This window comes from Pseudomonas sp. TWR1-1-4 (genome assembly GCF_049897165.1).
GTDB classification, from domain to species: Bacteria; Pseudomonadota; Gammaproteobacteria; order Pseudomonadales; family Pseudomonadaceae; genus Aquipseudomonas; species Aquipseudomonas canadensis.
Genome location: NZ_JAFCVS010000001.1, coordinates 1 through 26,623, shown reverse-complemented (window position 1 = coordinate 26,623; position 26,623 = coordinate 1). Strand labels below are relative to the sequence as shown.

At 61.6% G+C, this 26,623-nt stretch carries 23 protein-coding genes; 4 read left to right on the top strand and 19 right to left on the bottom strand.

What is annotated here, in order from left to right; genetic code table 11:
- Window positions 1–69: 69 nt before the first annotated feature.
- From ACP7C6_RS00115 to ACP7C6_RS00085, 7 genes are all read right to left on the bottom strand, one after another.
- The gene (locus tag ACP7C6_RS00115) at window positions 70–1,710 is read right to left on the bottom strand and encodes a BatD family protein (protein WP_068935901.1); all 1,641 of its coding nucleotides are present in this window, start codon (window positions 1,708–1,710) and stop codon (window positions 70–72) included.
- Complete coding sequence (locus ACP7C6_RS00110) at window positions 1,707–3,443, bottom strand: tetratricopeptide repeat protein (RefSeq protein WP_426107985.1); 1,737 nt, start codon at window positions 3,441–3,443, stop codon at window positions 1,707–1,709. The genes ACP7C6_RS00115 and ACP7C6_RS00110 overlap by 4 nt, the downstream gene beginning before the upstream one ends.
- Complete coding sequence (locus ACP7C6_RS00105; RefSeq protein ID WP_122814562.1) at window positions 3,440–4,528, bottom strand: vWA domain-containing protein; 1,089 nt, start codon at window positions 4,526–4,528, stop codon at window positions 3,440–3,442. The genes ACP7C6_RS00110 and ACP7C6_RS00105 overlap by 4 nt, the downstream gene beginning before the upstream one ends.
- Entirely contained in the window at window positions 4,521–5,015 is a 495-nt protein-coding gene (locus ACP7C6_RS00100) for a DUF4381 domain-containing protein (RefSeq protein WP_028616472.1), read from the bottom strand. Before ACP7C6_RS00100 ends, ACP7C6_RS00105 begins: the two co-directional genes overlap by 8 nt.
- A complete protein-coding gene (locus ACP7C6_RS00095; RefSeq protein WP_426107982.1) occupies window positions 5,015–5,944 on the bottom strand; it encodes a DUF58 domain-containing protein in 930 nt (309 codons plus the stop codon). The genes ACP7C6_RS00100 and ACP7C6_RS00095 overlap by 1 nt, the downstream gene beginning before the upstream one ends.
- A gap of 5 nt (window positions 5,945–5,949) precedes the next feature.
- Window positions 5,950–6,909: an AAA family ATPase gene (locus tag ACP7C6_RS00090; protein WP_003174327.1), complete on the bottom strand. Its 960-nt coding sequence runs from the start codon at window positions 6,907–6,909 to the stop codon at window positions 5,950–5,952.
- Window positions 6,910–7,201: 292 nt separating this feature from the next.
- On the bottom strand, window positions 7,202–7,555 hold the full coding sequence (locus ACP7C6_RS00085) for a hypothetical protein (protein ID WP_028616470.1): 354 nt from the start codon (window positions 7,553–7,555) through the stop codon (window positions 7,202–7,204).
- A 491-nt stretch (window positions 7,556–8,046) separates the two neighbouring features.
- Between ACP7C6_RS00085 and ACP7C6_RS00080 the strand changes: the two genes are divergently transcribed.
- A complete protein-coding gene (locus ACP7C6_RS00080) occupies window positions 8,047–12,915 on the top strand; it encodes an NAD-glutamate dehydrogenase (RefSeq protein ID WP_028616469.1) in 4,869 nt (1,622 codons plus the stop codon).
- A gap of 54 nt (window positions 12,916–12,969) precedes the next feature.
- Here the strand turns inward: ACP7C6_RS00080 and ACP7C6_RS00075 are convergent, their stop codons facing one another.
- The 4 genes from ACP7C6_RS00075 to ACP7C6_RS00060 form a co-directional block, all read right to left on the bottom strand.
- Window positions 12,970–13,590 carry a hypothetical protein gene (locus ACP7C6_RS00075; protein ID WP_028616468.1) on the bottom strand — a complete coding sequence of 207 codons (621 nt, stop codon included), beginning with the start codon at window positions 13,588–13,590 and terminating at the stop codon, window positions 12,970–12,972.
- Window positions 13,591–13,718: 128 nt separating this feature from the next.
- Complete coding sequence (locus tag ACP7C6_RS00070; protein ID WP_028616467.1) at window positions 13,719–14,402, bottom strand: GntR family transcriptional regulator; 684 nt, start codon at window positions 14,400–14,402, stop codon at window positions 13,719–13,721.
- A 17-nt stretch (window positions 14,403–14,419) separates the two neighbouring features.
- Window positions 14,420–15,121, bottom strand: coding sequence for a FadR/GntR family transcriptional regulator (locus ACP7C6_RS00065; protein ID WP_028616466.1), 702 nt, complete (start codon window positions 15,119–15,121; stop codon window positions 14,420–14,422).
- A 169-nt stretch (window positions 15,122–15,290) separates the two neighbouring features.
- Window positions 15,291–16,616: a C4-dicarboxylate transporter DctA gene (locus ACP7C6_RS00060; RefSeq protein ID WP_311895705.1), complete on the bottom strand. Its 1,326-nt coding sequence runs from the start codon at window positions 16,614–16,616 to the stop codon at window positions 15,291–15,293.
- Window positions 16,617–16,833: 217 nt separating this feature from the next.
- Between ACP7C6_RS00060 and ACP7C6_RS00055 the strand changes: the two genes are divergently transcribed.
- Window positions 16,834–17,463, top strand: coding sequence for a DNA-3-methyladenine glycosylase I (locus ACP7C6_RS00055; RefSeq protein ID WP_426107976.1), 630 nt, complete (start codon window positions 16,834–16,836; stop codon window positions 17,461–17,463).
- 121 nt (window positions 17,464–17,584) lie between these two features.
- Here the strand turns inward: ACP7C6_RS00055 and ACP7C6_RS00050 are convergent, their stop codons facing one another.
- The 3 genes from ACP7C6_RS00050 to ACP7C6_RS00040 form a co-directional block, all read right to left on the bottom strand.
- Window positions 17,585–17,986 (bottom strand): cupin domain-containing protein, encoded by a 402-nt coding sequence (locus ACP7C6_RS00050; RefSeq protein WP_028616463.1) that lies wholly within the window; start codon window positions 17,984–17,986, stop codon window positions 17,585–17,587.
- A gap of 96 nt (window positions 17,987–18,082) precedes the next feature.
- Window positions 18,083–18,364, bottom strand: a complete 282-nt coding sequence (locus tag ACP7C6_RS00045; protein ID WP_028616462.1) for a putative quinol monooxygenase — start codon at window positions 18,362–18,364, stop codon at window positions 18,083–18,085.
- A gap of 83 nt (window positions 18,365–18,447) precedes the next feature.
- A complete protein-coding gene (locus tag ACP7C6_RS00040) occupies window positions 18,448–19,881 on the bottom strand; it encodes a PLP-dependent aminotransferase family protein (protein ID WP_068932784.1) in 1,434 nt (477 codons plus the stop codon).
- A gap of 155 nt (window positions 19,882–20,036) precedes the next feature.
- Between ACP7C6_RS00040 and ACP7C6_RS00035 the strand changes: the two genes are divergently transcribed.
- A complete protein-coding gene (locus ACP7C6_RS00035; protein ID WP_426107973.1) occupies window positions 20,037–20,489 on the top strand; it encodes a carboxymuconolactone decarboxylase family protein in 453 nt (150 codons plus the stop codon).
- Between the two features lie 117 nt (window positions 20,490–20,606).
- Here ACP7C6_RS00035 and ACP7C6_RS00030 read toward each other — a convergent pair whose 3' ends face one another.
- The 5 genes from ACP7C6_RS00030 to ACP7C6_RS00010 form a co-directional block, all read right to left on the bottom strand.
- The gene (locus ACP7C6_RS00030) at window positions 20,607–21,374 is read right to left on the bottom strand and encodes an SDR family oxidoreductase (RefSeq protein WP_068932786.1); all 768 of its coding nucleotides are present in this window, start codon (window positions 21,372–21,374) and stop codon (window positions 20,607–20,609) included.
- 9 nt (window positions 21,375–21,383) lie between these two features.
- Window positions 21,384–22,451 (bottom strand): phosphotransferase family protein, encoded by a 1,068-nt coding sequence (locus ACP7C6_RS00025; RefSeq protein WP_426107970.1) that lies wholly within the window; start codon window positions 22,449–22,451, stop codon window positions 21,384–21,386.
- Between the two features lie 129 nt (window positions 22,452–22,580).
- The gene (locus tag ACP7C6_RS00020) at window positions 22,581–23,534 is read right to left on the bottom strand and encodes a 2-hydroxyacid dehydrogenase (RefSeq protein ID WP_236321729.1); all 954 of its coding nucleotides are present in this window, start codon (window positions 23,532–23,534) and stop codon (window positions 22,581–22,583) included.
- A 53-nt stretch (window positions 23,535–23,587) separates the two neighbouring features.
- Complete coding sequence (locus tag ACP7C6_RS00015; protein WP_426107968.1) at window positions 23,588–24,112, bottom strand: cysteine hydrolase family protein; 525 nt, start codon at window positions 24,110–24,112, stop codon at window positions 23,588–23,590.
- Between the two features lie 184 nt (window positions 24,113–24,296).
- Window positions 24,297–24,890 (bottom strand): TetR/AcrR family transcriptional regulator, encoded by a 594-nt coding sequence (locus tag ACP7C6_RS00010; RefSeq protein WP_028616455.1) that lies wholly within the window; start codon window positions 24,888–24,890, stop codon window positions 24,297–24,299.
- Between the two features lie 284 nt (window positions 24,891–25,174).
- Here ACP7C6_RS00010 and ACP7C6_RS00005 point away from each other — a divergent pair, with 284 nt between their 5' ends.
- Window positions 25,175–26,452, top strand: a complete 1,278-nt coding sequence (locus ACP7C6_RS00005) for a serine/threonine transporter (protein ID WP_122684816.1) — start codon at window positions 25,175–25,177, stop codon at window positions 26,450–26,452.
- Window positions 26,453–26,623: the final 171 nt, after the last annotated feature.

The following is a 26,623-nucleotide window of genomic DNA, read 5'->3' as shown; positions in this document are numbered from 1 at the left end:
ACGCTAGATCCCCTGTGGGAGCAGGCAAGCCAGCTCCCACAGGGTTTTGTGGTGTTGGTTGGATCCGCGTTACTTGGGATAGAGCGGCGGCAAGCTGGTGGTATCCGTCGCCGGGTCCACCTCGCGCTCAGCCACCGGAATGGCCTTCACCGCACGCCATAGATCTTCACCCAGCCAGAAATGCCCACTCTCGCTGTACAGCGCGCCGTTCAACCCATCCAGTGCATCCGACAGCGGCACAAACCGCGCCGCCATATCCGCGAGTGTTTCCGGTTGCTGCCGCGCCCAGGCGTCGAGCGCCTGGCGGGTGGCATGCGGGTCGTTGGCCTGGGTGGCGCGTTTGAGGTCGTCGAGCAAGGTGCGTGGGCTCGGGCCGGTTTGCGCGGCGCGTAGCACGGCCGGTTGTCGACGTGCACGCCACCACAGGCCAAAACCCAGCAGGGTCGTGCAGGCAAGGACCAACGTGCTCAGTTGCCACAGCCACAGGCGTTCATCGTCAGGCGCGGTGATGACTGTGGGGGTGGCGGGCGTGTCCACTGCCAGGCTCGGGTTGATCGCAACTTGCACGGTGCGCGCCGGCAGGCTGGTGCGCTCCAAGTGATCTTCATGGGTGTTCCACCACACCACTTCCACGGCGGGCAGTTCCAGGTTGCCGGCGCGGGTGGGCACCAGGGCTTCGCGGTCTTCGCGGCTGCCGATCAGGCCACGGTCGTTGGTCTGGTTGCCGAGTAACGGTTGGTCCGGGTAGCGGCGCAGGCCGTTGATCTCGGTGCTGGGCAGCGCCGGCAGTTGCGCGCTGGACAGGCCCTCGGCCTTGACCGTGAGGCTGCGGGTCAGGGAGTCGCCGACCTGCACATGCTCAGGCTCTGGGTTCCAGTGTTCGCTAAGGGTCAGGCTGCGTGCCGGCAGCCATGGCGTATCGGCGGGGTACAGCGCGGGCTTGGGTTTGACCACCAGCGGCAACTGCGCAGAACTGACGTGGATCAGCTTGCCGGGCTTGGTGCCTTGCAGGGTGTTTTCCTGGGGCGGGCGCGACTCCACCAGCGTCGCGCTGAAGGTCTGCGCCGGGATCGCCAGGGTGCCGCTGTGCTGCGGATAGATCGCGTAGCGGGTTTCGATCACCCCGTGGCGGATGCTGTTGATGACCTTTTCGTAGGTACGCGACTCACCCAGCTGCTCCACGCGCGCATCGGCAATTTGCAAGGGTGTGAGGCTGCTGTCGTCATACAGCGACACTGAGTGGTAGACGCGCACGGTCAACAGCGCCTGGGCCTGGACGTAGACGCTGGTCTGGTCGAGGTTGGCCTCGACAAACACCGGCGCGAGCTCGGCGGCGGTGTTCTGGCTGGCGGTTTCTACCACTTGCAGGCTGATCGGCTGGGTCTTGTATTCGCCCACTTGCAGGGGCGGGATGACCACTGTGCCGTTTTCCTTGGGCAACAGGGTGATGATCCAGCGTGTGGTGGCGTGGTTATCGCCGCCCAGGGTGGTGAGTTGGTTGATCTGGCGCGTGCCGCTGACTTCGAACTGCGCATCCAGCGGCGACAGGTCGGGCTTGCCGAACTGCGTGACGTCGCTGGATTCCACCGTCAGTTCCACCGTTTCCCCGGAGTTGACGCGGCTGCGGTCGACGCTGGCGGACAGGGTCGCCGCCTGGGCGTGGCCTGCCGAGAGGGCGAGCAGGAGCAGTAGGGTGGTGCGGCGGCTCATCGAGTCTTGTCCTGATGTTGTTGCTGTTCGTACCAGAATTTGCGGCGCAGCAGTTCGCCGGGGTTGTCCGGGATTTCCTGCAGCCATTGCTCCAGGGCCTGGCGGTGTTCACCGTCGAGACTGGCGTCATTAGGGCGTAGCGGCGGGGTGGTGGTCTGTTCGTCACCCAGTTCGCTGCCCGGCACTTCGTTACCCGTGGTTTGCGGTGTGTTGCCGGGCTGGGTGTCGTCAGTGCCGGCTCCCTGGCCTTGGGACGGCGGCTCGCCCCCCGTAGCGTTTTGCCCACTGGCGCCCGGTTGCGCAGTTTGGCCGGGTTGGGTGGTTTCGTCATCCTCGTTCTTTGCAGGCTCGGTGGGCTCCGGTTCGGCCTGTTCCTGCATCAGGGCTTCCACCAACGCCTTGTTTTTCAGCGCCGGTTGCAGGTCGGGTTGCGCTTCCAGGGCCTGTTCGTAGGCGTCGATGGCGGCTTCCAACTCACCGGACTTGGCCAGGGCGTTACCTCGATTGTAGTGGGAGTAGGCGTCATTGCCTTCGGCAAACAGCTTGATCGCCTCGGCATAGTTGCCGGCCTCGTAAAGCGCCACGCCTTTCCACTGCGGGTCCTGGAAGTGTTCGGCGGCTTCGGCGGGGCGTTTTTTCTTCAGCAGGTATTGGCCTTGCTGGTCGGGGCGCAACCACAAGTCCTGCAAGCCGAATGCGTAGCTGGGCTGCGGCGCGCTCAACAGCAGCAGCGGCAGGCAGAACAACCAGCCACGCCGCCCGGCGCTGGCAGCGAGTAGCAACAAGGGCAGGAGTAGCCAGTAACCCTGGTCGGCCCAGGTGTCGAGGTGCAGCAGTTGGCCGTCGTTGCGCAGGGTTTGTGGCGGGTCGAGCACGCCGAGTTGACGCAGGTCCTTGTCGTCCAGGCGCGCAGCGCGGTAGCGGCCGCCCATTTCACTGGCGAAGGCCTTGAGTGTCGGGCTATCGAGGCGTGGGACGAGGATCGCGCCTTGTTCGTCCTTGAGGAATTCGCCGCTCTCCTGGGTCACAGGGGTGCCTTCACGGCTGCCGATGCCCAGAATCGACAGGGTGGGCGCCTGGGCGCTTTGCAGCAACAGGCGAAAGCCCTGGCGTTCCTGTTTGGACAGCGAGGAGCCAATCAGCAACAGGCGACCCTGGCCGAGGCCACCTTGCTTGAGCAGGCCGAGGGCTTTCTCGACGGCCAGGTCGGCGCGATGGCCCGGCTCAGGCATGATCGACGGGCGCAGGGCTTCCAGCAGGTTGCGGCTGGTAGCCAGGTCATCCGACAGCGGTACCAGGGTGTGTGCGCTGCCGGCATACACGACGATGGCGGTTTGCGCATCGGTGCGCGCCTGCAACAAGTCGTACAGCTTGCGGCGTGCCTGCTCCAGGCGGTTGGGCGGGCTGTCGGTGGCGAGCATTTCCGGGGTCAGTTCCAGCAACACCACCAGCGGGTCGGAAGGCTTCTGGCTGGACTGCTCCACACGCTGCCAGCTCGGGCCGAGCAATGCCAGCACGGCCAGCAGCCAGGCAATACCCAACACTATCCACGGTGATTTGCTTTCTCGGCCGTTGCCACCACTGAGCAGCACGGCGTGGAAGGCCGGCGGCAGGATCATCTGCCAGCGCCCAGCGCGTTTTTGCCGGTGCCACAGGTGCCACAGCAGCCAGCCAAGCAACGGCAGCAGCAACAACCACCAAGGACGAAACCAGTGCGGCCACAGGTCGATCATCGACGCCTCCGCAAACGCAGACGCTTGAGGCGCTGACGCCACTCAGGGTGTTGTTGCAGGAATATCCCCTTGCTTGATAGTTTGTTGAACAGCCGTTGCAGCGCGTTGTTCGGCCAGCGTTCTTGAATCACCAGCAACATGCTCAGCACCAAGGCCAGGGCCAGTGGCGCGCTGTACAGCGCCAGGGCCGGGCGTGCTTGGGTGGGTTGCTGTTCGACCGGCTCCAGTTGGTCAAGCGTCTCTTTGATCGCTTGCAGCTCTTCACCATCGCGAGCGCGGAAGTACTGACCGCCGGTGGCTTCGGCGATGGCCTTGAGTGCAGGTTCGTCCAAGTCGAGGCTCGGGTTGACGCCCAGAATACCCAAGGAGCCGGTTTGCTCCGGGTCGGCACCGATGCCGATTGGATAGATTTTTACGCCTTCTTCAGCCGCCAGGCGCGCGGCGGTCAGCGGGTCGATTTGCCCGGCGTTGTTGGCGCCGTCAGTGACCAGGATCAGCACGCGGCTCTGCGCCGGGCGCTGGCGCAGGCGCTTGAGGGCCAAGCCGATGGCGTCGCCAATCGCGGTGTTCTTGCCGGCAATGCCGATGCGCGCTTCGTCCAGCCAGGTGCGCACGGTGCGGCGGTCAAAAGTCAACGGGGCTTGCAGATATGCCTGGCTGCCGAACAGGATCAGGCCGACGCGATCACCTTCGCGCCCCTCAAGGAAATCGCCGAGCAGGTGCTTGACCAGGCTCAAGCGACTCACGTCCTCGTCCTGCCAATTCATATCCGGGAAATCCATGGACCCCGAAACGTCCACTGCCACCAACAGATCACGGCCACTGGCGGCGATTGGCAGCGGTTCGCCGAGCCATTCCGGGCGCGCGGCAGCGGTGAGCAGTAGCAACCACAGCACCACGAACGGTGCTTGCTGGCGCCAGCCGGGCAGGTTGACGCGGGCGCGGCGACGGGCCAGTCCTTCGAGGTCGCTGAGGTAGCTGACTTTCAATGCGGGCTCGCCACTGTCGGCGGCCGGCAGCACGAGGCGCATCAACCACGGCAAGGGCAACAGGGCAAAGATCCACGGCCAGGCGAACTCAAACATGTTTGCGAATCCAGGTGTCGACGGCTTGGGTCAGGCCGGCGATGGCCTTGTCGTCGAGTTTGCATTCGGGTTTGTAGGCACCTTCTACCAATACCATCCAGCGCGTGAGGCCGGCAGCGGGGCAGCGGTTGTCGAGGAATGCCAGCCATTTGCGGCCGTTGAGGGTGTGGCTCTGGCTGTAGGGGTAGTCGTTGCGGCACAAGCGCTTGAGCAGGCCATTGAGCTGTTGCAACCAGGCACCGGCGGGCGCGCCATCGTAAGGCTTGGGCATTAACGCAAGCTCTGCCAGGGCGGCGATGCGCAGCGGGTCCAGCGGTTGTTCGGCACGGGCGATGGGGCGGCGGGTCGGCAGAAAGCGGCGCAGTGACCACAGGCCCCAGCCGAGCAGCGGAATCACCAGCAGCAACAGCCACCAACCCGGCGCGGGCGGCCAGAAGCCGATGGCGGGTGGGGCGATCAGCGGTTGCAGTTGGTCAAGGCTGCTCATTATTTTTTAACCGGGCGTCGCGGGTTGAGGTATTCGCGCAGTTGCTCGACCATTTCGCTCTGGGTGCTCAGGGGCATCAACAGCACGCGCAGTTTCTGCGCGAGCAGCTCCCAGCGCGCAATGCGCGCTTCGGCCTGGGCCTTGTAGGCCTGGCGCAGGTCGAAATTCAGTGTGTCCAGTTCCAGCTGGGCGCCGCGCTCGGCAAAACGCAGCAGCCCGGCGGCAGGCAGGGCGTGGTCGAGTGGATCGGAAATCGGTAGCAGCAACAAATCGCAATGTCTCGACAGCAAGCTCAGCTGTTGCTCGGCGCCTTCGGTCAGCGCACGTTCGTCGCAGATCACAATCACCAGGCTGCCAGGGCGCAACACCTCGCGGCCACGGCGCAGGGCCATGCCGAGGGCGTCGGCTTCGGGGCGGCTCTCGGTGCTCAGGCTCTGGTTGACGCGCACCAGGCGGTTGAGCAGTTGCAGCAGGCTTTGCTTGCTGCGGCGCGGCTTGATTTCATAATGCTCGTTGTCGCCAAACACTAGCCCGCCCACACGGTCGTTATGCCCCAGCGCGGCCCAACCGATCAGGCTGGCGGCCTGGGCGGCCAGCACCGACTTGAACATCTGCCCCGAGCCGAAAAACAGCCGGCAGCTTTGCTCCACCATGATGAAGATCGGCCGCTCGCGTTCTTCATGGAACAGCTTGGTGTGCGGCTCCTGAGTGCGTGCGGTGACGCGCCAGTCGATGGTGCGCACATCGTCGCCGGCCTGGTACACGCGCACCTGGTCGAAGTCCACGCCACGCCCGCGCAGCTTGGAGTGGTGCAGGCCGATCAATGGGCTGCGCTGGCTCGGCGTGGAAAACAGCTGCACTTCGCGCACGCGATGGCGCATCTCGATCAATTCGCTGAGCGTGGCGCGGATCCCATCACCGGCGTTCATGGGTTTCAAGCGACGGCAACGACGTCGAGAATGCGCTGCACCACACGGTCCTGGTCAATGCCAGCGGCTTCGGCCTCGAACGACAGGATGATGCGATGGCGCAGCACGTCGAACAGTACCGCCTGGATATCTTCCGGGCTGACGAAGTCGCGACCGGCCAGCCAGGCATGGGCGCGGGCACAGCGGTCAAGGGCGATGGAGCCGCGTGGGCTGGCGCCGTAGGCGATCCACTCGGCCATTTCCGGGTCGAACTTGGCCGGGGTGCGCGTGGCCATCACCAGTTGCACCAGGTATTCCTCCACGGCGTCGGCCATGTACAGGCCGAGGATTTCCTTGCGCGCGGCGAAGATCGCCTGCTGGCTGACACGCCGCTCTGGCTTGGTTTCGCCGTTGAGCGCTTCGCCACGGGCTTGTTGCAGGATGCGTCGCTCGACGGCGGCGTCCGGGAAGCCGATTTTCACATGCATCAGGAAACGGTCGAGCTGGGCTTCGGGCAGCGGGTAGGTGCCTTCCTGCTCGATGGGGTTTTGCGTGGCCATCACCAGGAACAGCGGCGACAGGTCGTAAGTGCTGCGCCCGACGCTGACCTGGCGCTCGGCCATGGCCTCCAGCAAGGCTGACTGCACCTTGGCCGGGGCGCGGTTGATTTCGTCCGCCAACACCAGGTTGTGGAAGATCGGCCCTTGCTGGAACACGAAACTGCCGGTTTCCGGGCGATAGATCTCGGTGCCGGTGATGTCGGCGGGCAGCAGGTCGGGGGTGAACTGGATGCGATGGAACTGCGCTTCGATGCCTTCGGCCAACTCTTTGATGGCCTTGGTCTTGGCCAGGCCTGGCGCACCTTCCACCAGCATATGGCCGTCGGCGAGCAAGGCGATCAGCAAGCGATCGATGAGTTTTTCCTGGCCGAGAATCTGCGTAGAGAGAAAGGTTCGCAGCGCAAGCAGCGCTTCACGATGTTCCATCGATGACGGTTCCTGGAGAGATGAGTCGGGGCATCGTGAAAAATGCCAAGGCCTGGGGCGTCTACTTTAATGCATCGAGGGGGGCGGCGACTAACGGAGTAACGGGTATTTTTGGCAATACTTGTAGGATTTTTGTGTGTAACGCACAAACAGAGGCACGCGTACTTTCTGTTGCGAACACCGTTACTGTGGGAGCTGGCTTGCCTGCGATGGCATCGCCCTGGTCTGACTGATAGACCGAGTCGCCCGCATCGCAGGCAAGCCAGCTCCCACATTTTATCGTTGGTGCGGTTTAAATCCGGGTGAAGGTGCCGGTACCGTTGAGAATGTTCTGCAAGGTCTCTTCAACCTCGTCCAGGTCGGAGGCGGCCGTGGCGTGGGTGATCTCCAACTGGTCCTTGCCGCCCAGGGCATCGGCATCACCTGCGGCCAGTTCAACCAGCAGGGTCGTGGCGCCCAGGGTGACTTTCAGCCCGTCGAGGGTCGACGGTTCGTAATCCCAGGTCAGTTCCACTTCGTCCTCATCCGGGTAGCGGGTCAGCATGAACATCTCGCCGTTCTTGCCGTGGCAGCAGAGCATCGCCATGTTGTCTTCTTCGTCATCGCACGGGGTGACCATCAGGGCGTCGGTTTTCAGCTGCAGCATGGGGAATCCTGTCTGGGGTAGGGCGTAATGCGGGCAATTGTGCCATTGCGGCGAATTTTGTGCTGCATCCTGTGTCAGACCCAGTGCATGACCTGACGGGCACTATCAGTCATTTCTGGTACTCGCGGGCGTTGAAATAGCCGGTTTCTTTGCCGGATATTGCGGGTTGCCCAAGTAGCAACCCAGTGCCTGCTTACCGATGACCGAATATGTCGCAGCGTCGCAAGCAGCGGGCTTCCCACACTCGTTAAGCTGCGCAACGGATGTGCCCTGTGCCGGGAACCTGACCTGCCCGTCGTACCGTCGCCTGGCAAGGCGTATGTCCAATGGAAGTTGTATGTGACCTGACTGTCTTGTCCAGCTTCACTCACCTGTCACCCTGATTCGCTAGTGTGCTTATATCAGTACCAGCGAACAGCGCTGACGGTCTCCCCGCAAGGGGATAACACGCGACGCTTCCATCAATAACAAGCCCAAGCGGAGTACCACAGATGGCGTTCTTCACCGCAGCCAGCAAGGCCGACTTCCAGCATCAACTGCAAGCGGCACTGGCGCAGCACATCAGTGAACAGGCACTGCCACAAGTGGCGCTGTTCGCTGAACAATTTTTCGGCATCATTTCCCTGGACGAACTGACCCAGCGTCGCCTTTCCGACCTGGCCGGTTGCACTCTTTCTGCGTGGCGCCTGCTTGAGCGCTTTGACCATACCCAACCGCAAGTGCGGGTCTACAACCCCGATTACGAACGTCATGGCTGGCAGTCGACCCATACTGCGGTCGAAGTGCTGCACCATGACCTGCCATTCCTGGTGGACTCGGTCCGTACCGAGCTGAACCGCCGCGGCTACAGCATCCACACCTTGCAGACCACCGTGCTCAGCGTACGCCGTGGCGCCAAGGGCGAGCTGGTGGAAATCCTGCCAAAAGGCACCCAGGGCGAAGGCATCCTGCAAGAATCGCTGATGTACCTGGAAATCGACCGCTGCGCCAACGCCGCCGAACTGAACGTGCTGAGCAAAGAGCTGGAGCAGGTGCTGGGCGAAGTACGCGTAGCCGTGGCTGATTTCGAACCGATGAAAGCCAAGGTCCAGGACCTGCTGGCCGGTATCGACGCGAGCCAGTTCAGCATCGACGGCGAAGAGAAGGCCGAGATCAAGAACTTCCTGGAATGGCTGGTGGGCAACCACTTCACCTTCCTCGGCTATGAAGAATTCGTGGTACGTGACGAGGCGGATGGCGGTCATATCGAATATGACGCCGATTCGTTCCTCGGCCTGACCAAACTGTTGCGCGCCGGCCTCACCGCCGACGACCTGCGCATCGAAGACTATGCCGTGGCCTACCTGCGTGAGCCGACCGTGCTGTCGTTTGCCAAGGCGGCGCACCCGAGCCGCGTGCACCGCCCGGCGTATCCGGACTACGTGTCGATCCGTGAGATCAGCGCCGACGGCACAGTGATCAAGGAACACCGCTTCATGGGCCTGTACACCTCGTCGGTGTATGGCGAAAGCGTGCGGGTGATTCCGTATATCCGTCGCAAGGTCGCGGAAATCGAACGCCGCTCCGGCTTCCAGCCCAAGGCTCACCTGGGCAAGGAACTGGCACAGGTGGTTGAAGTGCTGCCACGCGACGATTTGTTCCAGACCCCGGTCGACGAACTGTTCAGCACCGTGATGTCGATCGTACAGATCCAGGAACGCAACAAGATCCGCGTATTCCTGCGCAAAGACCCTTACGGTCGTTTCTGCTACTGCCTGGCCTACGTGCCACGCGACATCTATTCCACCGAAGTGCGCCAGAAGATCCAGCAAGTGCTGATGGATCGCCTGAAGGCTTCGGACTGCGAGTTCTGGACTTTCTTCTCCGAGTCCGTGCTGGCCCGTGTGCAGTTGATCCTGCGCGTTGACCCGAAGAACCGCCTGGACATCGACCCGCTGCAACTGGAAAAAGAAGTGGTACAGGCTTGCCGCAGCTGGCAGGACGATTATTCCAGCCTGGTGGTGGAAAGCTTCGGCGAGGCCCACGGCACCAACGTGCTGGCGGATTTCCCGAAAGGTTTCCCGGCCGGTTACCGCGAGCGTTTCGCTGCGCATTCGGCCGTAGTCGACATGCAGCACCTGCTCAGCCTGACCGAAGCCAACCCTTTGGTAATGAGCTTCTACCAGCCGCTGGGCCAGGTTTCCGGCCAGCGCGAGCTGCATTGCAAGCTCTACCACGCCGACACCCCGCTGGCGCTGTCCGACGTGTTGCCGATCCTGGAAAACCTCGGCCTGCGTGTGCTGGGTGAATTCCCGTACCGTCTGCGCCATGCCAATGGCCGTGAGTTCTGGATCCATGACTTCGCGTTCATTGCCGCCGAAGGCGTGAACCTGGACATCCAGCAGCTCAACGACACCCTGCAGGACGCGTTTGTGCACATCGTGCATGGCGACGCCGAAAACGATGCGTTCAACCGCCTGGTACTGACCGCCGGCCTGCCATGGCGCGACGTGGCGCTGCTGCGTGCCTACGCCCGTTACCTGAAGCAGATCCGCCTGGGCTTCGACCTGGGTTACATCGCCAGCACCCTGAACAACCACACCGACATCGCCCGCGAATTGACCCGGTTGTTCAAGACCCGCTTCTACCTGGCGCGCAAGCTCACCGCCGAAGACCTGGAAGACAAGCAGCAACGCCTGGAGCAAGCGATCCTCACCGCCCTGGACGACGTCCAGGTGCTCAACGAAGACCGCATCCTGCGTCGCTACCTGGACCTGATCAAGGCCACCCTGCGCACCAACTTCTACCAGACCGACGCCAACGGCCAGAACAAGTCGTACTTCAGCTTCAAGTTCAACCCGCACGCGATCCCTGAATTGCCTAAGCCAGTGCCGAAGTTTGAAATCTTCGTGTACTCGCCACGGGTTGAGGGTGTGCACCTGCGCTTCGGCAACGTCGCGCGCGGCGGCCTGCGCTGGTCCGACCGTGAAGAAGACTTCCGTACCGAAGTGCTTGGCCTGGTAAAAGCCCAGCAAGTGAAAAACTCGGTCATCGTGCCCGTGGGTGCGAAGGGCGGCTTCCTGCCGCGTCGCCTGCCATTGGGCGGCAGCCGGGACGAGATCGCGGCCGAGGGCATCGCCTGCTACCGCATCTTCATTTCCGGCCTGCTGGATATCACCGACAACCTGAAAGACGGCGCCCTGGTGCCGCCGGCCAACGTCGTGCGCCATGACGACGATGACCCGTACCTGGTCGTCGCAGCGGACAAGGGCACTGCGACCTTCTCCGACATCGCCAACGGCATCGCCATCGACTACGGCTTCTGGCTGGGCGATGCGTTCGCGTCCGGCGGTTCCGCTGGTTACGACCACAAGAAGATGGGCATCACCGCCAAGGGCGCGTGGGTCGGTGTGCAGCGTCACTTCCGTGAGCGCGGTATCAACGTGCAGGAAGACAGCATCACCGTGGTGGGCGTCGGCGACATGGCCGGTGACGTGTTCGGTAACGGCCTGTTGATGTCCGACAAGCTGCAACTGGTCGCAGCGTTCAACCACCTGCATATCTTTATCGATCCAAACCCGAACCCGGCCACCAGCTTCGTCGAGCGCCAGCGCATGTTCGAGCTGCCACGTTCGGCCTGGACCGACTACGACACCAGCATCATGTCCGAAGGCGGCGGTATCTTCTCGCGCAGCGCGAAGAGCATTGCCATCTCGCCACAGATGAAAGAGCGCTTCGACATCTCGGCCGACAAACTGACCCCGACCGAACTGCTGAACGCCTTGCTCAAGGCGCCGGTGGACCTGTTGTGGAATGGCGGCATCGGTACCTACGTCAAGGCCAGCACCGAAAGCCATGCCGACGTGGGCGACAAGGCCAACGACGCGCTGCGCGTCAATGGCAACGAGCTGCGCTGCAAGGTGGTAGGCGAGGGCGGCAACCTCGGCATGACCCAGCTGGGTCGTGTGGAATTCGGCCTCAATGGCGGCGGTTCCAACACCGACTTCATCGACAACGCCGGTGGTGTGGACTGCTCCGACCATGAAGTGAACATCAAGATCCTGCTCAACGAAGTGGTGCAGGCCGGTGACATGACCGACAAGCAACGCAACCAGTTGCTGGCGAGCATGACCGACGAAGTCGGCAACCTGGTGTTGGGCAACAACTACAAGCAGACCCAGGCCCTGTCCCTGGCTGCGCGCCGTGCCTACGAGCGTGCCGCCGAGTACAAGCGCCTGATGAGCGACCTGGAAGGCCGTGGCAAGCTGGACCGCGCCATCGAGTACCTGCCGACCGAGGAGCAGCTCACCGAGCGCGCCGCGAATGGCAAGGGCCTGACCCGTCCGGAGCTGTCGGTGCTGATCTCCTACAGCAAGATCGACCTCAAGGAAGCGCTGCTCAAGTCCCTGGTGCCGGATGATGACTACCTGACCCGTGACATGGAGACCGCGTTCCCACCGAGCCTGGTCGCCAAGTTCTCCGAGGCCATGCGTCGCCACCGCCTGAAGCGTGAGATCGTCAGCACCCAGATCGCCAACGACCTGGTCAACCACATGGGCATCACCTTCGTTCAACGACTCAAGGAGTCAACGGGCATGAGTCCGGCGAACGTTGCTGGCGCTTATGTGATCGTGCGTGACATCTTCCACCTCCCGCACTGGTTCCGTCAGATTGAAGCCCTGGACCACCAGGTTTCCGCTGACGTGCAACTGGAGTTGATGGACGAACTGATGCGCCTGGGCCGCCGCGCGACGCGCTGGTTCTTGCGCAGCCGTCGCAACGAGCAGGACGCTGGGCGTGACACCGCGCACTTCGGTCCGCACCTGGCGGCGTTGGGCCTCAAGCTCGACGAACTGCTGGAAGGCCCGACCCGCGAAGGCTGGCAGAACCGTTACGGCAAGTACACCGAAGCCGGTGTGCCGGAGTTGTTGGCACGCATGGTTGCAGGCACTACTCACCTGTACACCTTGCTGCCGATCATCGAAGCCGCCGACGTGACCGGGCATGACGCCGCTGAAGTAGCCAAGGCCTACTTCGCCGTCGGCAGCGCCCTGGACCTGCCGTGGTACCTGCAGCAGATCAGCGATCTGCCGGTGGCCAACAACTGGCAGGCCCAGGCCCGTGAAGCCTTCCGCGATGACGTGGACTGGCAGCAACGCGCGATCACCATCTCCGTGCTGCAAATGGCCGACGCGCCACAAGACATGGAAGCCCGCGTGGCCCTGTGGCTTGAGCAGCACAAGGACATGGCAGAGCGTTGGGTGGCGATGATGGTGGAAATCCGTGCCGCTGTGGGTACGGACTACGCCATGTACGCGGTGGCCAACCGTGAGTTGCTGGACCTGGCGTTGAGCGGTCAGTCGGTGCTGCAACCGGCGTGATTCAGCTGTAAGACAAAAAGCCCCGTATCCTGAGATACGGGGCTTTTTTTTCGGTTAAAAACTGGCATTGGCCAGGCACGGCTGGATGACTCTTTTCAAGCCGTTGTTGTTTGTAGGCAACAAGAACGTTGCGGTCAGCGGTTTGCCACCCTCTTTGGCGGGCGCTATTGAGAGTTTTAGTGTCTGGCCGCGTGAGGCATCGCTGGCCCAATAGGCTAATTCGTCGTGCGGAACAGTAGCACTGAGCGCAAATATCGTACCGATCTGGAATGCACCGCCGTAAGTCCAGACGCCGTTTACCGAGTGATCGATGGCCGTGCGTGTTGCAGTAGTGATGCGCAATGGCCCATTTGCGCTGGCGTCTGGTCCTTCGAATGGCGCGATGTCAAAGCCCAGTGATTCCGGTGTGATTTGCAGTGCAATGCTGGCGGTCGGGCTCTTTGGGAAACAGCTGATCTCAAGGCTGGCCTTGACGTGGTAGTCGCCGTAAGCGCTGCCACCGAAGGTGCGGGCGGTCAGCATCGGGCTATCCGCGTAGGGTTGTTCAACCAACCACACGGGGGTTGCCGGGGTGATGATGTCAGTCCCGGCAGTTAACGCGTCGCCGGCCCGTAGATCGGCACTGAACTGCGTAATGACCAGGCCAGTGACCAGTGCGAAAGTGAGGGGGTGCATAGTGCTATTCATCCGTGTCCAAGGCTTTAGGAATGAACGCAGTTTTGCAGTTCTATAACCGTCCGTGCTGTCGGTGATTTCGTAAATCAGCGTTGTAATTGTAGTCAGTCAGGGTGGGCCATCTGGTCCTAGTGGCTGAGCAATTTGGCTTCCAGGTGATCCAGATGTTGGGTCATCAGGTTTATTGCGCTGTTCACATCGCGTTGTTCTACGGCATCCACAATCGCTTCATGCTCTTGCCACGCGCAATAGGTGCACGCCTTCGCTTCGTACTGGGCAATGATCAAGGAGGTCAACGGCACCAGGCTGTTGAGAAATTGCGCCAAGGGCGCGTTACGCGCCATCGCTGCGAGTTGCAGGTGGAATTCTCCGGAGAGGCGAATGGCTGGCCCGCGTTGGTCCCGTTCAATATGCTCGCGTTCCTGAGCAATCAGTTCGCGTAGATGCCGGATTTGCGTCGACGTGGCCTGCGCACAGGCCAATTGCACCACGGTGATCTCCGTCAGCCGCCGCGCTTCCAGGATTTCCCGGGCTTGCTGCGCATCCGGCGCAGCCACCTGGGCGCGCTGGTTGGGACGCAGAATGATCACTTGCTGATGGGACAGCTTTGCCAATACGCGGCGAATCACGCTGCGGCTCACCCCGAAGATCTCGCCCAGGCCTTCTTCGGTAAAGCGGCTGGCCGGGGCGATACGCTGTTCAAGAATGGCGTCGAACAGGCGCGGGTAGATGTCATCGACCGAAGGCTTTTTACCGGCGACCAGGCGCAGGGTCGGGAGGATAGGTTCGTAGTGCAAGGCGTGGGCGGTCATGGCCTGTCTCCAAAAAATCAGCTACCCAGATGGTCGTCCGGGATGTTCAAGCGAATGCCCATGCGCAAGCCTTCCTGAAGGATGTGCCGACGCATCTCGGCGCTGGCCAGGGCGCTGTTCTTGTTGCGGATGGCGCGCACCACGGCTTCGTTTTCCTGCAGGCGCTCTGCCAGGTGTTCTGGCGAGTTGCGCAGTACCTGGGCGCTTTGCTTGAGGGCGTTGCTGGTCTGTTGCACCACGTTCTGGAAGATCGGGTTGGAGGTGAGGGCGAACAGTTCTTCGTGAAAAGCTATGTAGGCATTCATTCCGGCCTCTGCGTCACCCGCGTCGAGGGCTTCGCGCATGTCCATCAGGGTCAGGCGCAGTTGGCCGACTTCCTTGCTGCTGATGGACTGGGCCACCAGGCCGACGATGAAGGGTTCGAGGGTGTAGCGCAGTTGCAGGATGTCTTCCAGGCTGGCGTCGGCCACGGCGTCGCTGGATTGCGGCTCGCTGACGCTGGTTTCCAGCACCACCACGCCTTTGCCGGGCATGGAGCGCACCAGCCCGAGGGTTTCCAGTACGATCACCGCTTCACGCAGGCTGGGGCGGCTGATGCCCATCTGTTCGGCCAGTTCGCGCTGACCGGGGAGCATTTCGCCACGGCGCCACTGACCCCGCGCCAGGGCGGCGCGGAGTTTTTCTACCACTGAATTGACGACGGTTGAGGTGCTGATCACGTCTACCTCTCCTTTATGTTGCGACTACATTAGCGAGCATGGCGACTTTTAACTGTGGGAGCGGACTTGCTCGCGAATGCGGTCATTCAGTCAATCCATCTGTGACTGACCCAGCGCTTTCGCGAGCAAGCCCGCTCCCACATTTGAACGGTGTCGCTCATGAAATCGGTCAGAACTCTTGGTGCGCGGGCAGTACCGGTTTCTTGGCCTGGAAGGCATACCCTTGCTGGCCGTCGAGCACCTTGTTGGCGCGCTGGATGTCGATGTCTTTTTCCCAGCGGGCGATGGCCACGGTGGCGACGCAATTGCCGATCAGGTTAGTCAATGCGCGACCGATGCCCATGAACCAATCCACCGCCAACACCAGCACCAGGCCCACCACCGGGATCGCCGGAATTGCCGTGAGCGTCGCCGCCAGGATCACCAGCGCTGACCCGGGGATCCCGTGGGCGCCTTTGGAGGTGATCAGCGATACCAGCAGGATGGTCATCAGATCAGTCATCGACAGCGGCGTGCCGGTGGCGTTGGCGATAAACACGATGGCCAGGGTCAGGTAGATGGAGAACCCGTCGAGGTTGAACGAATACCCGGTCGGAATCACCAGGCCCACGGTGGAGCTGCCGATGCCCAGATGTTCAAGTTTACGCATGATCTGTGGCAGCACGGCGTCGGAGGAGGCGGTGCCCATCACGATCAGCAGCTCTTCACGCAGGTATTTGAGCAAAGGCAGCATGCGCAGGCCCGACAGACGCATTACCAGGCCGAGGATCAGCCCGACGAAGGCAAAGCAGGTCAGGTAGAACAATCCCACCAGGCTGCCCAGGTGTTGGAGGGAATCCAGGCCGTAGGTGCTGGTGGTAAAGGCAATCGCGCCGAACACACCGATGGGAGCGAGGCGCACGATCATGCCCATGATGCGGAAGATCACATGGCTCAGTTCATTGATCAGCCGCGAGATGCCCGAGGCGGATTCGCCCACCAGGTTCAACGCACTGCCGAACAGCACCGAGAACAGCAACACCTGCAACACGTTATTGTCGGCAAAGGCGCCGATCACCGAGTTGGGGATCAAGTCCATGAGGAACTGGCTAGTGCCGCGGATGTGCTGGCCCTTGTCGGCCAGTTCATTGAGGCCGGCGGACGACAACTGCTCCAGGTGGATATTGGCGCCTTGGCCGATACCGGTGCTGAAAGCCATCACCAGGCCGATCACCAGGGCGACGGTGGTCAGGATTTCAAAGTAGATCACCGACTTGAGGCCGATGCGTCCGACTTTCTTCAGGTCGCCCGCGCCGGAAATGCCGCTGACCACCACGCAGAACACGATCAGGCCGATCAGCATCTTGATCAGCTTGATAAAGCCGTCACCCAGGGGTTTGAGTTGCGAGGAGAATTCGGGAAGGGCCAGACCGCAGAGGATGCCGAGCATCAGGCCAATCACGACTTGCAGGAAAATCGAACGCGAGCACCATCTGAGCATGGGAGGGATCTCTATTCGGTGCCCTGGTGGTTCCAGGGCTTAATTGTTGTGGTCTTACCGGTAAGTCCAGTGCGCGGCCAGTCTACGCCCGGTATTTTTGAAATCACAAGCAATTATTTGGCGGTTGACAGGTCCCGGTCTGACCAGTTGGTCGGTAAGGGTGGTGCTTGAGCGGTTGGCGCGAGGGAAAATTTTTCGCTTATCATCCGCCGCTCGGCACATGAGGTGATGGATGGACACACCAGGACTGACCACTGACGAAACCGGGCAGACCTACTGCACCTGGCGCGCAGCGGCGCCGGAATACCCGCGTTACCACGACTCGGAGTGGGGCGTGCCGGTGGCGGATGATATCCAGTTGTACGAGAAGATCTGCCTGGAGGGTTTTCAGGCGGGCATGGCGTGGATCACCATCCTGCGCAAGCGTGAGCAGTTTCGGGTGGCGTTCGAGGGTTTTGATTTTCGCCGGGTCGCGCAGTATGGCGAGGCGGATATCGCACGGTTGATGCAGGATCCGGGCATCGTGCGTAATCGGGCCAAGATTGTGTCCACCATCAACAATGCGCGCCGGGCTTGTGAGTTGGTGGACGAGTCGGGTTCGTTGGCACGCTGGTTGTGGGCGTTTGAGCCCAGTGAAGATGAGCGCCCGACACAAGTGGATATGGCTTATTGGACGGGCAACCCCACATCACCGGCTTCGGTACGTTTGTCGAAAGCCTTGAAGAAGCGTGGTTGGACCTATGTGGGGCCGACCACAATGTACGCGTTGATGCAGGCGATGGGGATGGTCAATGATCATCTTGAGGGTTGCGCGTGTCGCGAGCAGATCGAAAACCTGCGCGGCCAGTTCAAACGCCCCTGAGTCACTGACGCTACTCGCTTGAACCTGTAGGCGCCGGCTTGCCGGCGTTACGATCTATCAGGCACAGATGTGTTGGCTGAACCACCGTGATCGCCGGCAAGCCGGCTCCTGCAAGGGTTGGTTATTTTGGAAGGGGGGTAAGCACCTCAGCCTTGTCATCCAGTACCATCACCACCAGCAACTTGGCCGGTTTTGTCTGGCTGGCATTACTCGATTCAAAGTGCCGCGAGCCCGCAGGTTCGTAGAACGATTCGCCGACCTGGTAGGTCTTCGCTTTCTCATCATTCACCCGCGACGTAATCGCGCCTTCCAGCACATAGGCCACCGCCGTGCCCGTGTGGCTGTGGGGCACGGTGGCCTGGCCGGGGGCGTAGTCCACGGTGAGCATGATGGTTTTCTTGCCGGGTACATTGGTCAAAGCGTGTTCTTGCAGAACCTTGATCGACTCCTGGTTGTACACCGGTTCGTGGGCAAAGGCGCTGAGCGAGGCGAGCATCAGGGAGGCGGCGAGCAGTCGTTTCATGGCGAAGTTTCCGAGTAGTTCAAGACTTCTTCACCCTACGCCGCAAGGCCTGGGTGACCAATGACCAATCCTGGCTAAGACCAGGAGACCAATACTTCAGTGGTCGAAATCCAGGCGACGGGCCAGGTGTTCACGGGTCAATTCGATAAAGCCTTGCAGGGCCGGTAATGCGAAGTGTGCGCTGAGCTGCTCGGCACAGGCCCAATGACCCGTGACGATCCACAGATCGCGGTCTATCGGGTCGCGGTGCACCCTGTAGTCCAGACAGCCGGGGGCGGTGCGCACGGCGTCGCCTATCTGCTGCAGGCGCTCGCCCAGTTCCGCTGAGCGCCCGGCTACTGCACGGACATGGACAGTGTTGAAGGCACAGGCTGGCATGGCGATGGTCTCCGAGGTCGGGTCAGTGCACAGGCTAGAGCCTGACTGAGCCCGGACCAATGACCAATCCGGCGGAAAATCCACTAGCCAATCTGCTGAAGAATGTCTCGCACCTTGTCCAGCGCCGGGTCGATGTCCAGGGTTTCGATGGCGCCGAAGCCGATGATCAGCCCCGGGCGGACCGGCACATCGTGGAAGAACACATCCAGGGGATACAAGCCCACTTCTACCTGGCGTGCCAGTTCCATCAGCAGGGGAATGTTCACCGGCACCTTGCACAGCGCGGCCATGTGAAAGCCGGCCACGGTTGGTACCGCTTCGAACCACGGCGACAAGTCGCCCGCCAGGCGTTGCAGGATGCGTTCACGGCGCCCGGCGTAGACCGTGTGGCAGCGACGGATATGCTTGAGCAGGTAGCCTTCACTGATGAACTTGGCCAGGGCCCATTGCGGCAGTGTGGAACTGTGCTGGTCGGTCAGCTGCTTGGCCTTGAGGACTGCGCCATAAATCGCGGGTGGCAGCACCGCGTAACCGAGGCGCAGCTCCGGCAGCAAGGTTTTCGAGAAGGTGCCGACGTAGGTCACCACGCCACGGGTGTCCATGCTTTGCAGGGAGTCGGTAGGTCGCCCTTCGTAGCGGAACTCGCTGTCGTAGTCGTCCTCGATAATGATCGCGCCCAGTTCGAACGCCCGCGCCAGCAAGGCTTCACGGCGCGGCAGGCTCATCGGCATGCCGAGCGGGAACTGGTGGGAGGGCGTCACGTAGATCAGGCGTGTGCCGTCGGGAATCTGGTCGACGCGGATACCCTGTTCGTCCACCGGCACGCTGGCGACACGGGCGCCCATGGCCATGAACATTTGGCGCGCAGGGCTGTAGCCGGGGTCTTCCATGGCGACGATGCTGCCCGGTTCCAGTACCACACGGGCGATCAGGTCCAGCGCCTGCTGCGCGCCGTTGGTGACCACGATGTCGCTGTCACGGCAGTTGACCCCGCGTGAAAACGCGATATGCCCGGCAATGGCACTGCGCAGCGCCGGCAAGCCTTCGGGCTGGCTGTAGAAACCGCTGTTTTGGGCGATGCGGCGTAGAGCGTCCTGTGTGCAGCGCCGCCATTCATCCTGGGGGAACTGGTTGCGGCTGGTGGCGCCGCCGATAAATTCATAGCGCAGCGTGCTGTCGCGGGTGGGGTGGCGCATGGGCGAGGGCAGTGATTGCCACTTCGCCAGGTTGGCGGCGCAGGCCAGGTCGGTGGCGGTTTGCAGGCGTTCGGTCTGTGGCGCACGGGCGTTGACGAAGGTGCCGCGACCGGTCTTGCCGATCAGCAATCCCTCGTAGGTCAGGGTGGCATAGGTGTCCGACACGGTCTTGCGTGACACACCCAACTGCTCGGCGAGCAAGCGGCTGGGCGGCAGCTGCGCGCCGGCCGCCAGGCGCCCGGAGCCAATGGCTTCACGCAACTGTTGGTACAACTGTTCGGCCAGATCCTTACGGCCGTTGATCACAACGTGCAGTTCCATGTCTTATTCCGGGCATTTACTTTGCGCCAAGCGTACGCGCGTGCGCGGCAGGCTCAAAATGGTCTCTGCATAAACCGGCCGATTGGCTATAGGGCTTATGCCCTGTGGGTTCTAGGCTGGACTGTCATTGAACCTACCGCCAGAGAGCAATCCCCATGGAACCGCGCCTGGATTACTACACCGCCTCACCGCAGGCGCTCAAAGGCATGCTGATGCTGGAGGCGACGACCTTCGGCTTGTCCATCGAAAAGCCTTTGCTGGAACTGATCAAGATCCGTGTCTCGCAGCTCAACCACTGTGGTTTCTGTACGGACATGCACTCGATGGCGGCACGTCAGCGCGGCGAGACCGAGCGACGTTTGTTCGCGTTATGCGTCTGGCGGGATTCGCCGTTCTTCACGGCGCGGGAAAAGGCCGCGTTGGCCTGGAGCGAATCGGTCGCGACACTGCCGACCTCGGTGGTATCGGATGAACTGTTCGCCGCCGTGCGGATGGAGTTCAGCGAGCAGGAACTGGTAGACCTGACCATGGCGGTGTCCAGCATCAGTGGCTGGAACCGCCTGGCGGTCAGTTTTCGACAGCAGCCGCCGAATGCCTCACCTCTGTAGGAGCGAGCTTGCTCGCGAAGGTCGTCAACGATAACGCGTGCTGTCTGGAGGCTCGCGGTGGCCTGACTTTCTTCGCGAGCAAGCTCGCTCCTACAGGGTGGGGTGTCGTTTGTGAGATCAGGACAGGAAACCACCGTCCACGTTCAGCGACACACCGGTGGTGTAGCTCGATGCATCGCTGGCCAGGAACAGCACCGCGCCAGCCATTTCGCTCGGGTCGGCCACGCGCTTGAGCGGGATCTGCGCGAGCGCCATTTTCAGGATCGCGTCGTTCTTCACCAGCGCCGAGGCGAACTTGGTGTCGGTCAGGCCCGGCAGCAGGGCATTGCAGCGAATGCCGAACGCTGCGCACTCCTTGGCGAACACCTTGGTCATGTTGATCACGGCGGCCTTGGTCACCGAGTAGATGCCCTGGAATACACCGGGGGAGATCCCGTTGATCGACGCGACGTTGATGATGCTGCCGCCGCCGTTCTCGCGCATCAGCTTGCCGGCTTCCACGGACATGAAGAAGTAGCCACGGATGTTCACATCAACGGTCTTTTGGAATGCACCGAGATCGGTGTCCAGTACGTTGCAGAACTGTGGGTTGGTCGCGGCGTTGTTGACCAGGATATCCAGGCGCCCGAACTGTTCGCGGATACCGGCGAACACTTGGATGATCTGTTCCATTTCACCGATATGGCAGGCCACGGCCGTGGCTTTGCCGCCATCGGCGATGATTGCGTCGGCCACGTGCTGGCAGCCTTCCAGCTTGCGGCTGGATACGATCACATGGGCGCCTTGCTGGGCCAGCAACTTGGCGATGGCCTCGCCGATGCCACGGCTGGCGCCGGAAACGAATGCGATCTTGCCGTCGAGGTCGAACAGGTGGGTCTTGGACATAGCGGTTCCTTAAAGGGACGATTTGCTGATGACGTTCAGGCTCATCTGCTCCAGCAGCGTGTTCATGTGAATGAACTGCGCAAAGCGTTTGTCCTGGGTCTGGCCATGGAAGAAGCGGTAGTAGATCTGCTGCACGATGCCGGCCAGGCGGAACAGGCCGTAGGTGTAGTAGAAGTCGAAGTTATCGATCTGGATACCCGAGCGTTCAGCGTAGTAGTCGACGAATTCACGGCGGGTGAGCATGCCCGTCGCGTTGCTCGGCTGGCGGCGCATCAGTTGCACCGGCGCCGGATCGGCCGCTTCGATCCAATAGGCGAGGGTGTTGCCCAGGTCCATCAACGGGTCGCCGAGGGTGGTCAGCTCCCAGTCCAGCACGCCGATGATCTGCATCGGGTTGTGCGGGTCGAGGATCACGTTATCGAAGCGATAGTCGTTGTGCACGATGCTGGAGGTCGGGTGGTCGGCGGGCATCTTGTCGTTGAGCCAGGCGCGTACCGCTTCCCAGCGCGGCGCGTCGGGGGTCAGGGCTTTTTCGTAGCGATCGCTCCAGCCCAGGATCTGGCGCGCTACATAGCCTTCCGGCTTGCCCAGGTCGGCGAGGCCGCAGGCGCTGTAGTCCACCTGGTGCAGTTCGACGAACTTGTCGATGAAGCTTTTGCACAGCGCTTCGGTCTTGGTGGCGTCCAGGCCCAGTTCAGGTGGCAGGTCGGAGCGCAGGATGATGCCGTTGACCCGCTCCATCACATAGAACTCGGCGCCGATCACTGACTCATCGGTGCAATGCACGTAGGCCTTGGGGCAATAGGGGAAGCCATCTTTGAGCTGGTTGAGAATGCGGTACTCGCGGCCCATGTCGTGGGCGGACTTGGCCTTGTGGCCAAAGGGCGGGCGGCGCAGCACGAATTCCTGGCCAGGGTATTCCAGCAGGTAGGTCAGGTTGGACGCGCCACCGGGAAACTGGCTGATGGTGGGCGTGCCGCTCAGGCCGGGGATATGGGCCTTGAGGTAGGGATCGATCAGGCTGGCATCAAGTTCTTCGCCTGGGCGAATCTGGGTCGATTGGTCGTTCAGCGCCATGCTTATCCCTTCTGCTTATTCTAAAGGCCTTGGACTATTTCCTAATCTAATGCGCACAACCGCCCAGCGACAAGGTCGGGGCGGCTTAATAGGTTAGCGTGTTGGATGATGATCAGCGTGCCTGATCGGTCATTTAGTGGGCGAGGGCAGGGCAACCGGCGTGAGCACGGGGCGACCGGCGAAGTATTCCACCAGGTTGTCGGCCACGCGCTGCACGGTGTCATGGGCCGCTTCGGGCGACAGGCCCGCGACGTGGGAGGTGAGCACGGTATTGCTGAGTTTCTTGAGGGCGTCGGGCACTTGGGGTTCGTCGTCGAATACATCCAATGCGGCGCCACCGATGCGGCGTTGTTCCAGAGCAGCGACCAGGTCGGCGGTGACCACCACGCTGCCACGGCCAATATTGACCAGGTAGCCATTCGGGCCCAAGGCATCCAGGGCGTGGCGATCGATCAAGTGGCGGGTGCTGGCGCCGCCGGGCGTGGCCAGGATCAGGAAGTCCGAGGTGCGCGCCAGTTCCACCGCAGTGGCGCAGTAGGTGTAGTCCACGTCATCGCGCGGCTGGCGGTTGTGATAACTCACCTCCATGCCAAAGCCCAAGGCTGCACGTTTGGCGATCTCCAGGCCCACCGCACCCAGCCCGAGGATGCCCAGTTGCTTGCCGCCCAGGGACGGGCGCATCACTTTCGGCCATTCGCTGCGGCGTACGGCGGCGTCGGTCTGCGGGATGCCGCGCACCAGCGACAGCAGCAGTGCCATGGCGTGATCGGCCACCGACGGCGCATTCACCCCGGCGCCATTGGTCACGACGATCCCGCGATTGCTGGCGGCTTGCAGGTCGACGTGCTCGTAGCCGGCACCGATCACACAGATGATTTCCAGCAGGGGCAGGGCGGCGATTTCCTCGGCGTACAAGCCCAGCGGGCCACGGGTCAGCACGGCCCTGATCTGGCTGCCATGGGCCTTGATGGCTTCGGCGCGTTCGGCGGGTGTCGGTGCCAGGATCACATGAAAGTCATTGCCCTCGATGATGGGCAGGTATTCGTTGATGGTTTCAACCAGGACCAGAACAGTAGCGGTCATCGGAAGGCTCTTCCTGAAGGGTTTGAGTGGGGGAGTATGCCGTATCTGTGCGATCAGAAGCGGACCTCGGCCGCGCATGTACGCTTCACAAACGCCCCGGCAAGGGTCGCATTGTGATGCTCGATAATCGCTTCGGCCTTGAGTGCCGGTGTGTCCATGCAGGTATGGCCGTCTTCCGGTAGCGCCACCGAAAACCCTAATTCCACGGCGACCCGGCAAGTAGTGTCGATGCAGAACTGGGTTTTCATACCGGCGATCACCAGGTCTTTGACCTGCGCTGCTCTCAGTTGCTGTTCTAGATTTGTGCCCAGGAAGCAGCTGGGGCGGGTTTTGTTGAACAGTTGATCGCGGGACTCATCCACCTCAAGCTCATGCCACAACTGCCAGAGCGGGCTCCCGGCTTCAATCGGTGAACCTGCCGGGCCGGTGTGACGGGCGAAGAAGATCGGGGCGCCAGCATGGCGTGCACGCTGAATCAGCAGGTTGAGGGTGGCGAGCACGCGTTCGCGCTCGAAGGGTTTTTCCGGGCCATCGTATAAGCCGGTTTGCATGTCGATGATCAGCAGGGCGTCAGCCATGGTGTTGCTCCTTGTGATAGCCACATGGACGGAGCAATAAAAAGGCCCCGTCCATTGCTGGCGGGGCCTTGGGTTGAATCTGTGAAGTGTCTAGCTCAGGCACTCACAGCCACCGCGCGACCCGCCGTAAGCGGTCGTGGTGGTGGTGCGGGTGAGGAAGCGCTGGAAAATGTTCATGGCCTGATCATGCCGGGACGGAGGAAGGGCTGTCAACGGCCAGTAGGGCATTTCGTGCAGCAACCAGGAACTCATCTGACAGCTCAATGCCACGTGTCGCACGCGCTAGGGTCACTGCGCCAATCATCATCGCGTAGTTGGCCAGCATTGCCTGGCGATCTCCATCCTGTAGCTGCGCAAAGACCTCAAGCGACTTCTCGACGCCCTCAATAAAAGCATGCTGCAAGGCGCTGTCGGCGGGCTCATGGCACATGTCCGGGGCGAAGGCCGACACAGGGCAGCCATCGCCAGGGTTGTCGCGATGGGTGGCTGTCAGATAAGGCCCCATCACGGCCACGCGGGCAGCCTGTTGATCTTCGCTGTGATCGATTTTTGCCTGCCAGCCCAGGTTCGCTTGCTCGAATGCCTGCTGGCAGGCTTCGGTGGCGAGGGCTTCCTTGGAGGCGAAGTGCCCGTAGAAACCGCCGTGGGTCAAGCCCGCGGCGGCCATGACGTCCGACAGACTAATGCCGTGCAAGCCGCGTTCGCGAAACAGATGCGTGGCAGCCTCGACGATGATTTCGCGATTGAGTTCGGCTTGTTTGCGGGAAACGCGAGGCATGGCAGGGCTCTCTGGATAAACGGCGGATGCTGGATGAAAACTACAGGATCACGTGCGATTCTAAAATAGATTTGTGCGGGAATGTATATTTCACATTCAGCCGCACGCCCCGAATACCGCCGTATACAGGTGCCCCTGCGGGCCTGCACCGCACCACCGTTCCTCAGCTAAGTCTTTGCTTATTCACAAGAATCCCGGACAATCCGGCCCCTTCTATGGTCGGGGCGCTGCCTGTCAGGTTTTTCTGACTCGTCCCGGCCGTGTAAATGCGGAGATCCGACCGGATGAATGATCAGGCCAATAGCGTCGACGAACGCTATGCAACGACACCTGCAACCCTCACAAGCTGGAGCCGCCAGGACACCACCTGGATGCTTGGCCTGTTCGGCACCGCCATTGGCGCCGGTACGCTGTTCTTGCCGATCAACGCGGGCCTGGGTGGCTTCTGGCCGCTGGTGATCCTCGCGCTGCTGGCGTTCCCGATGACCTTCTTCGCCCACCGTGGCCTGACCCGTTTCGTGCTGTCCGGCCGTGAAGGCTCCGACATCACCGACGTGGTCGAAGAGCACTTCGGCATCAAGGCCGGCGCGCTGATCACTTTGCTGTACTTCTTCGCCATTTTTCCGATCCTGCTGATCTACAGCGTGGCGTTGACCAACACCGTCGGCAGCTTCATGGAGCATCAACTGCACATCATGCCGCCGCCACGGGCGCTCCTGTCGTTCGTGCTGATCCTCGGTTTGCTGGCCGTGGTGCGTTGCGGTGAGCAAGTGATCGTCAAGGCGATGAGCCTGATGGTGTATCCGTTTATCGTCGCGTTGCTGTTCCTGGCGGTGTACCTGATCCCGCACTGGAATGGCGGCATTCTCAGCACTGCCAGCGTGGTGCCTGCGCCGTCCGCCTTGCTCAATACCCTGTGGCTGGCGATTCCGGTGATGGTGTTCTCGTTTAACCATTCGCCGATCATTTCGGCCTTTGCGGTGGACCAGAAGCGCCAGTACGGCGTCCACGCTGATGAGCGCAGCTCGCAGATCCTGTCTCGCGCGCATCTGCTGATGGTGGTGATGGTGCTGTTCTTCGTGTTCAGTTGCGTGCTGACCCTGTCACCGGCGCAGCTCGCCGAGGCGAAGGCACAGAATTTGTCGATCCTGTCGTATCTGGCCAACCACTTCAATAATCCGACCATCGAGTTTGCAGCGCCGTTGATCGCGTTTGTGGCGATTGCCAAGTCGTTCTTGGGGCATTACATCGGTGCGAGTGAAGGCCTCAAGGGGCTGGTGCTGAAGACCGGTCGTCGTCCTGAGGCCAAGCGTCTGGACCGGATGACGGCGGCGTTCATGTTGGTGGTGTGCTGGATCGTTGCCACGTTGAACCCAAGCATTCTCAGGATGATTGAGGCGCTGGGCGGTCCGATCATTGCTTCGATCCTGTTTCTGATGCCGATGTATGCCATCCGTAAGGTGCCGGCCATGGCCAAGTACCGTGGGCAGGCGTCCAATGTGTTTGTCACGGCGGTGGGGTTGGTGGCGATCAGTGCGGTGGTTTATTCGTTTTTTGCTTGAGGTTGGTGTGGTCTGTTGGTGTACATATCCGTTGCTGCGGTGATGGCTGATATTGGTTCCGCCCTTACGGCGGGTCACTTTTGAAAAGAGCCCAAAAGTAACCAAAAGGCTCTTGCCCCAACACTCGGCACCTCGCTTAGGCTCGGTGTGCCCTCACTCCGGCTTGAATCC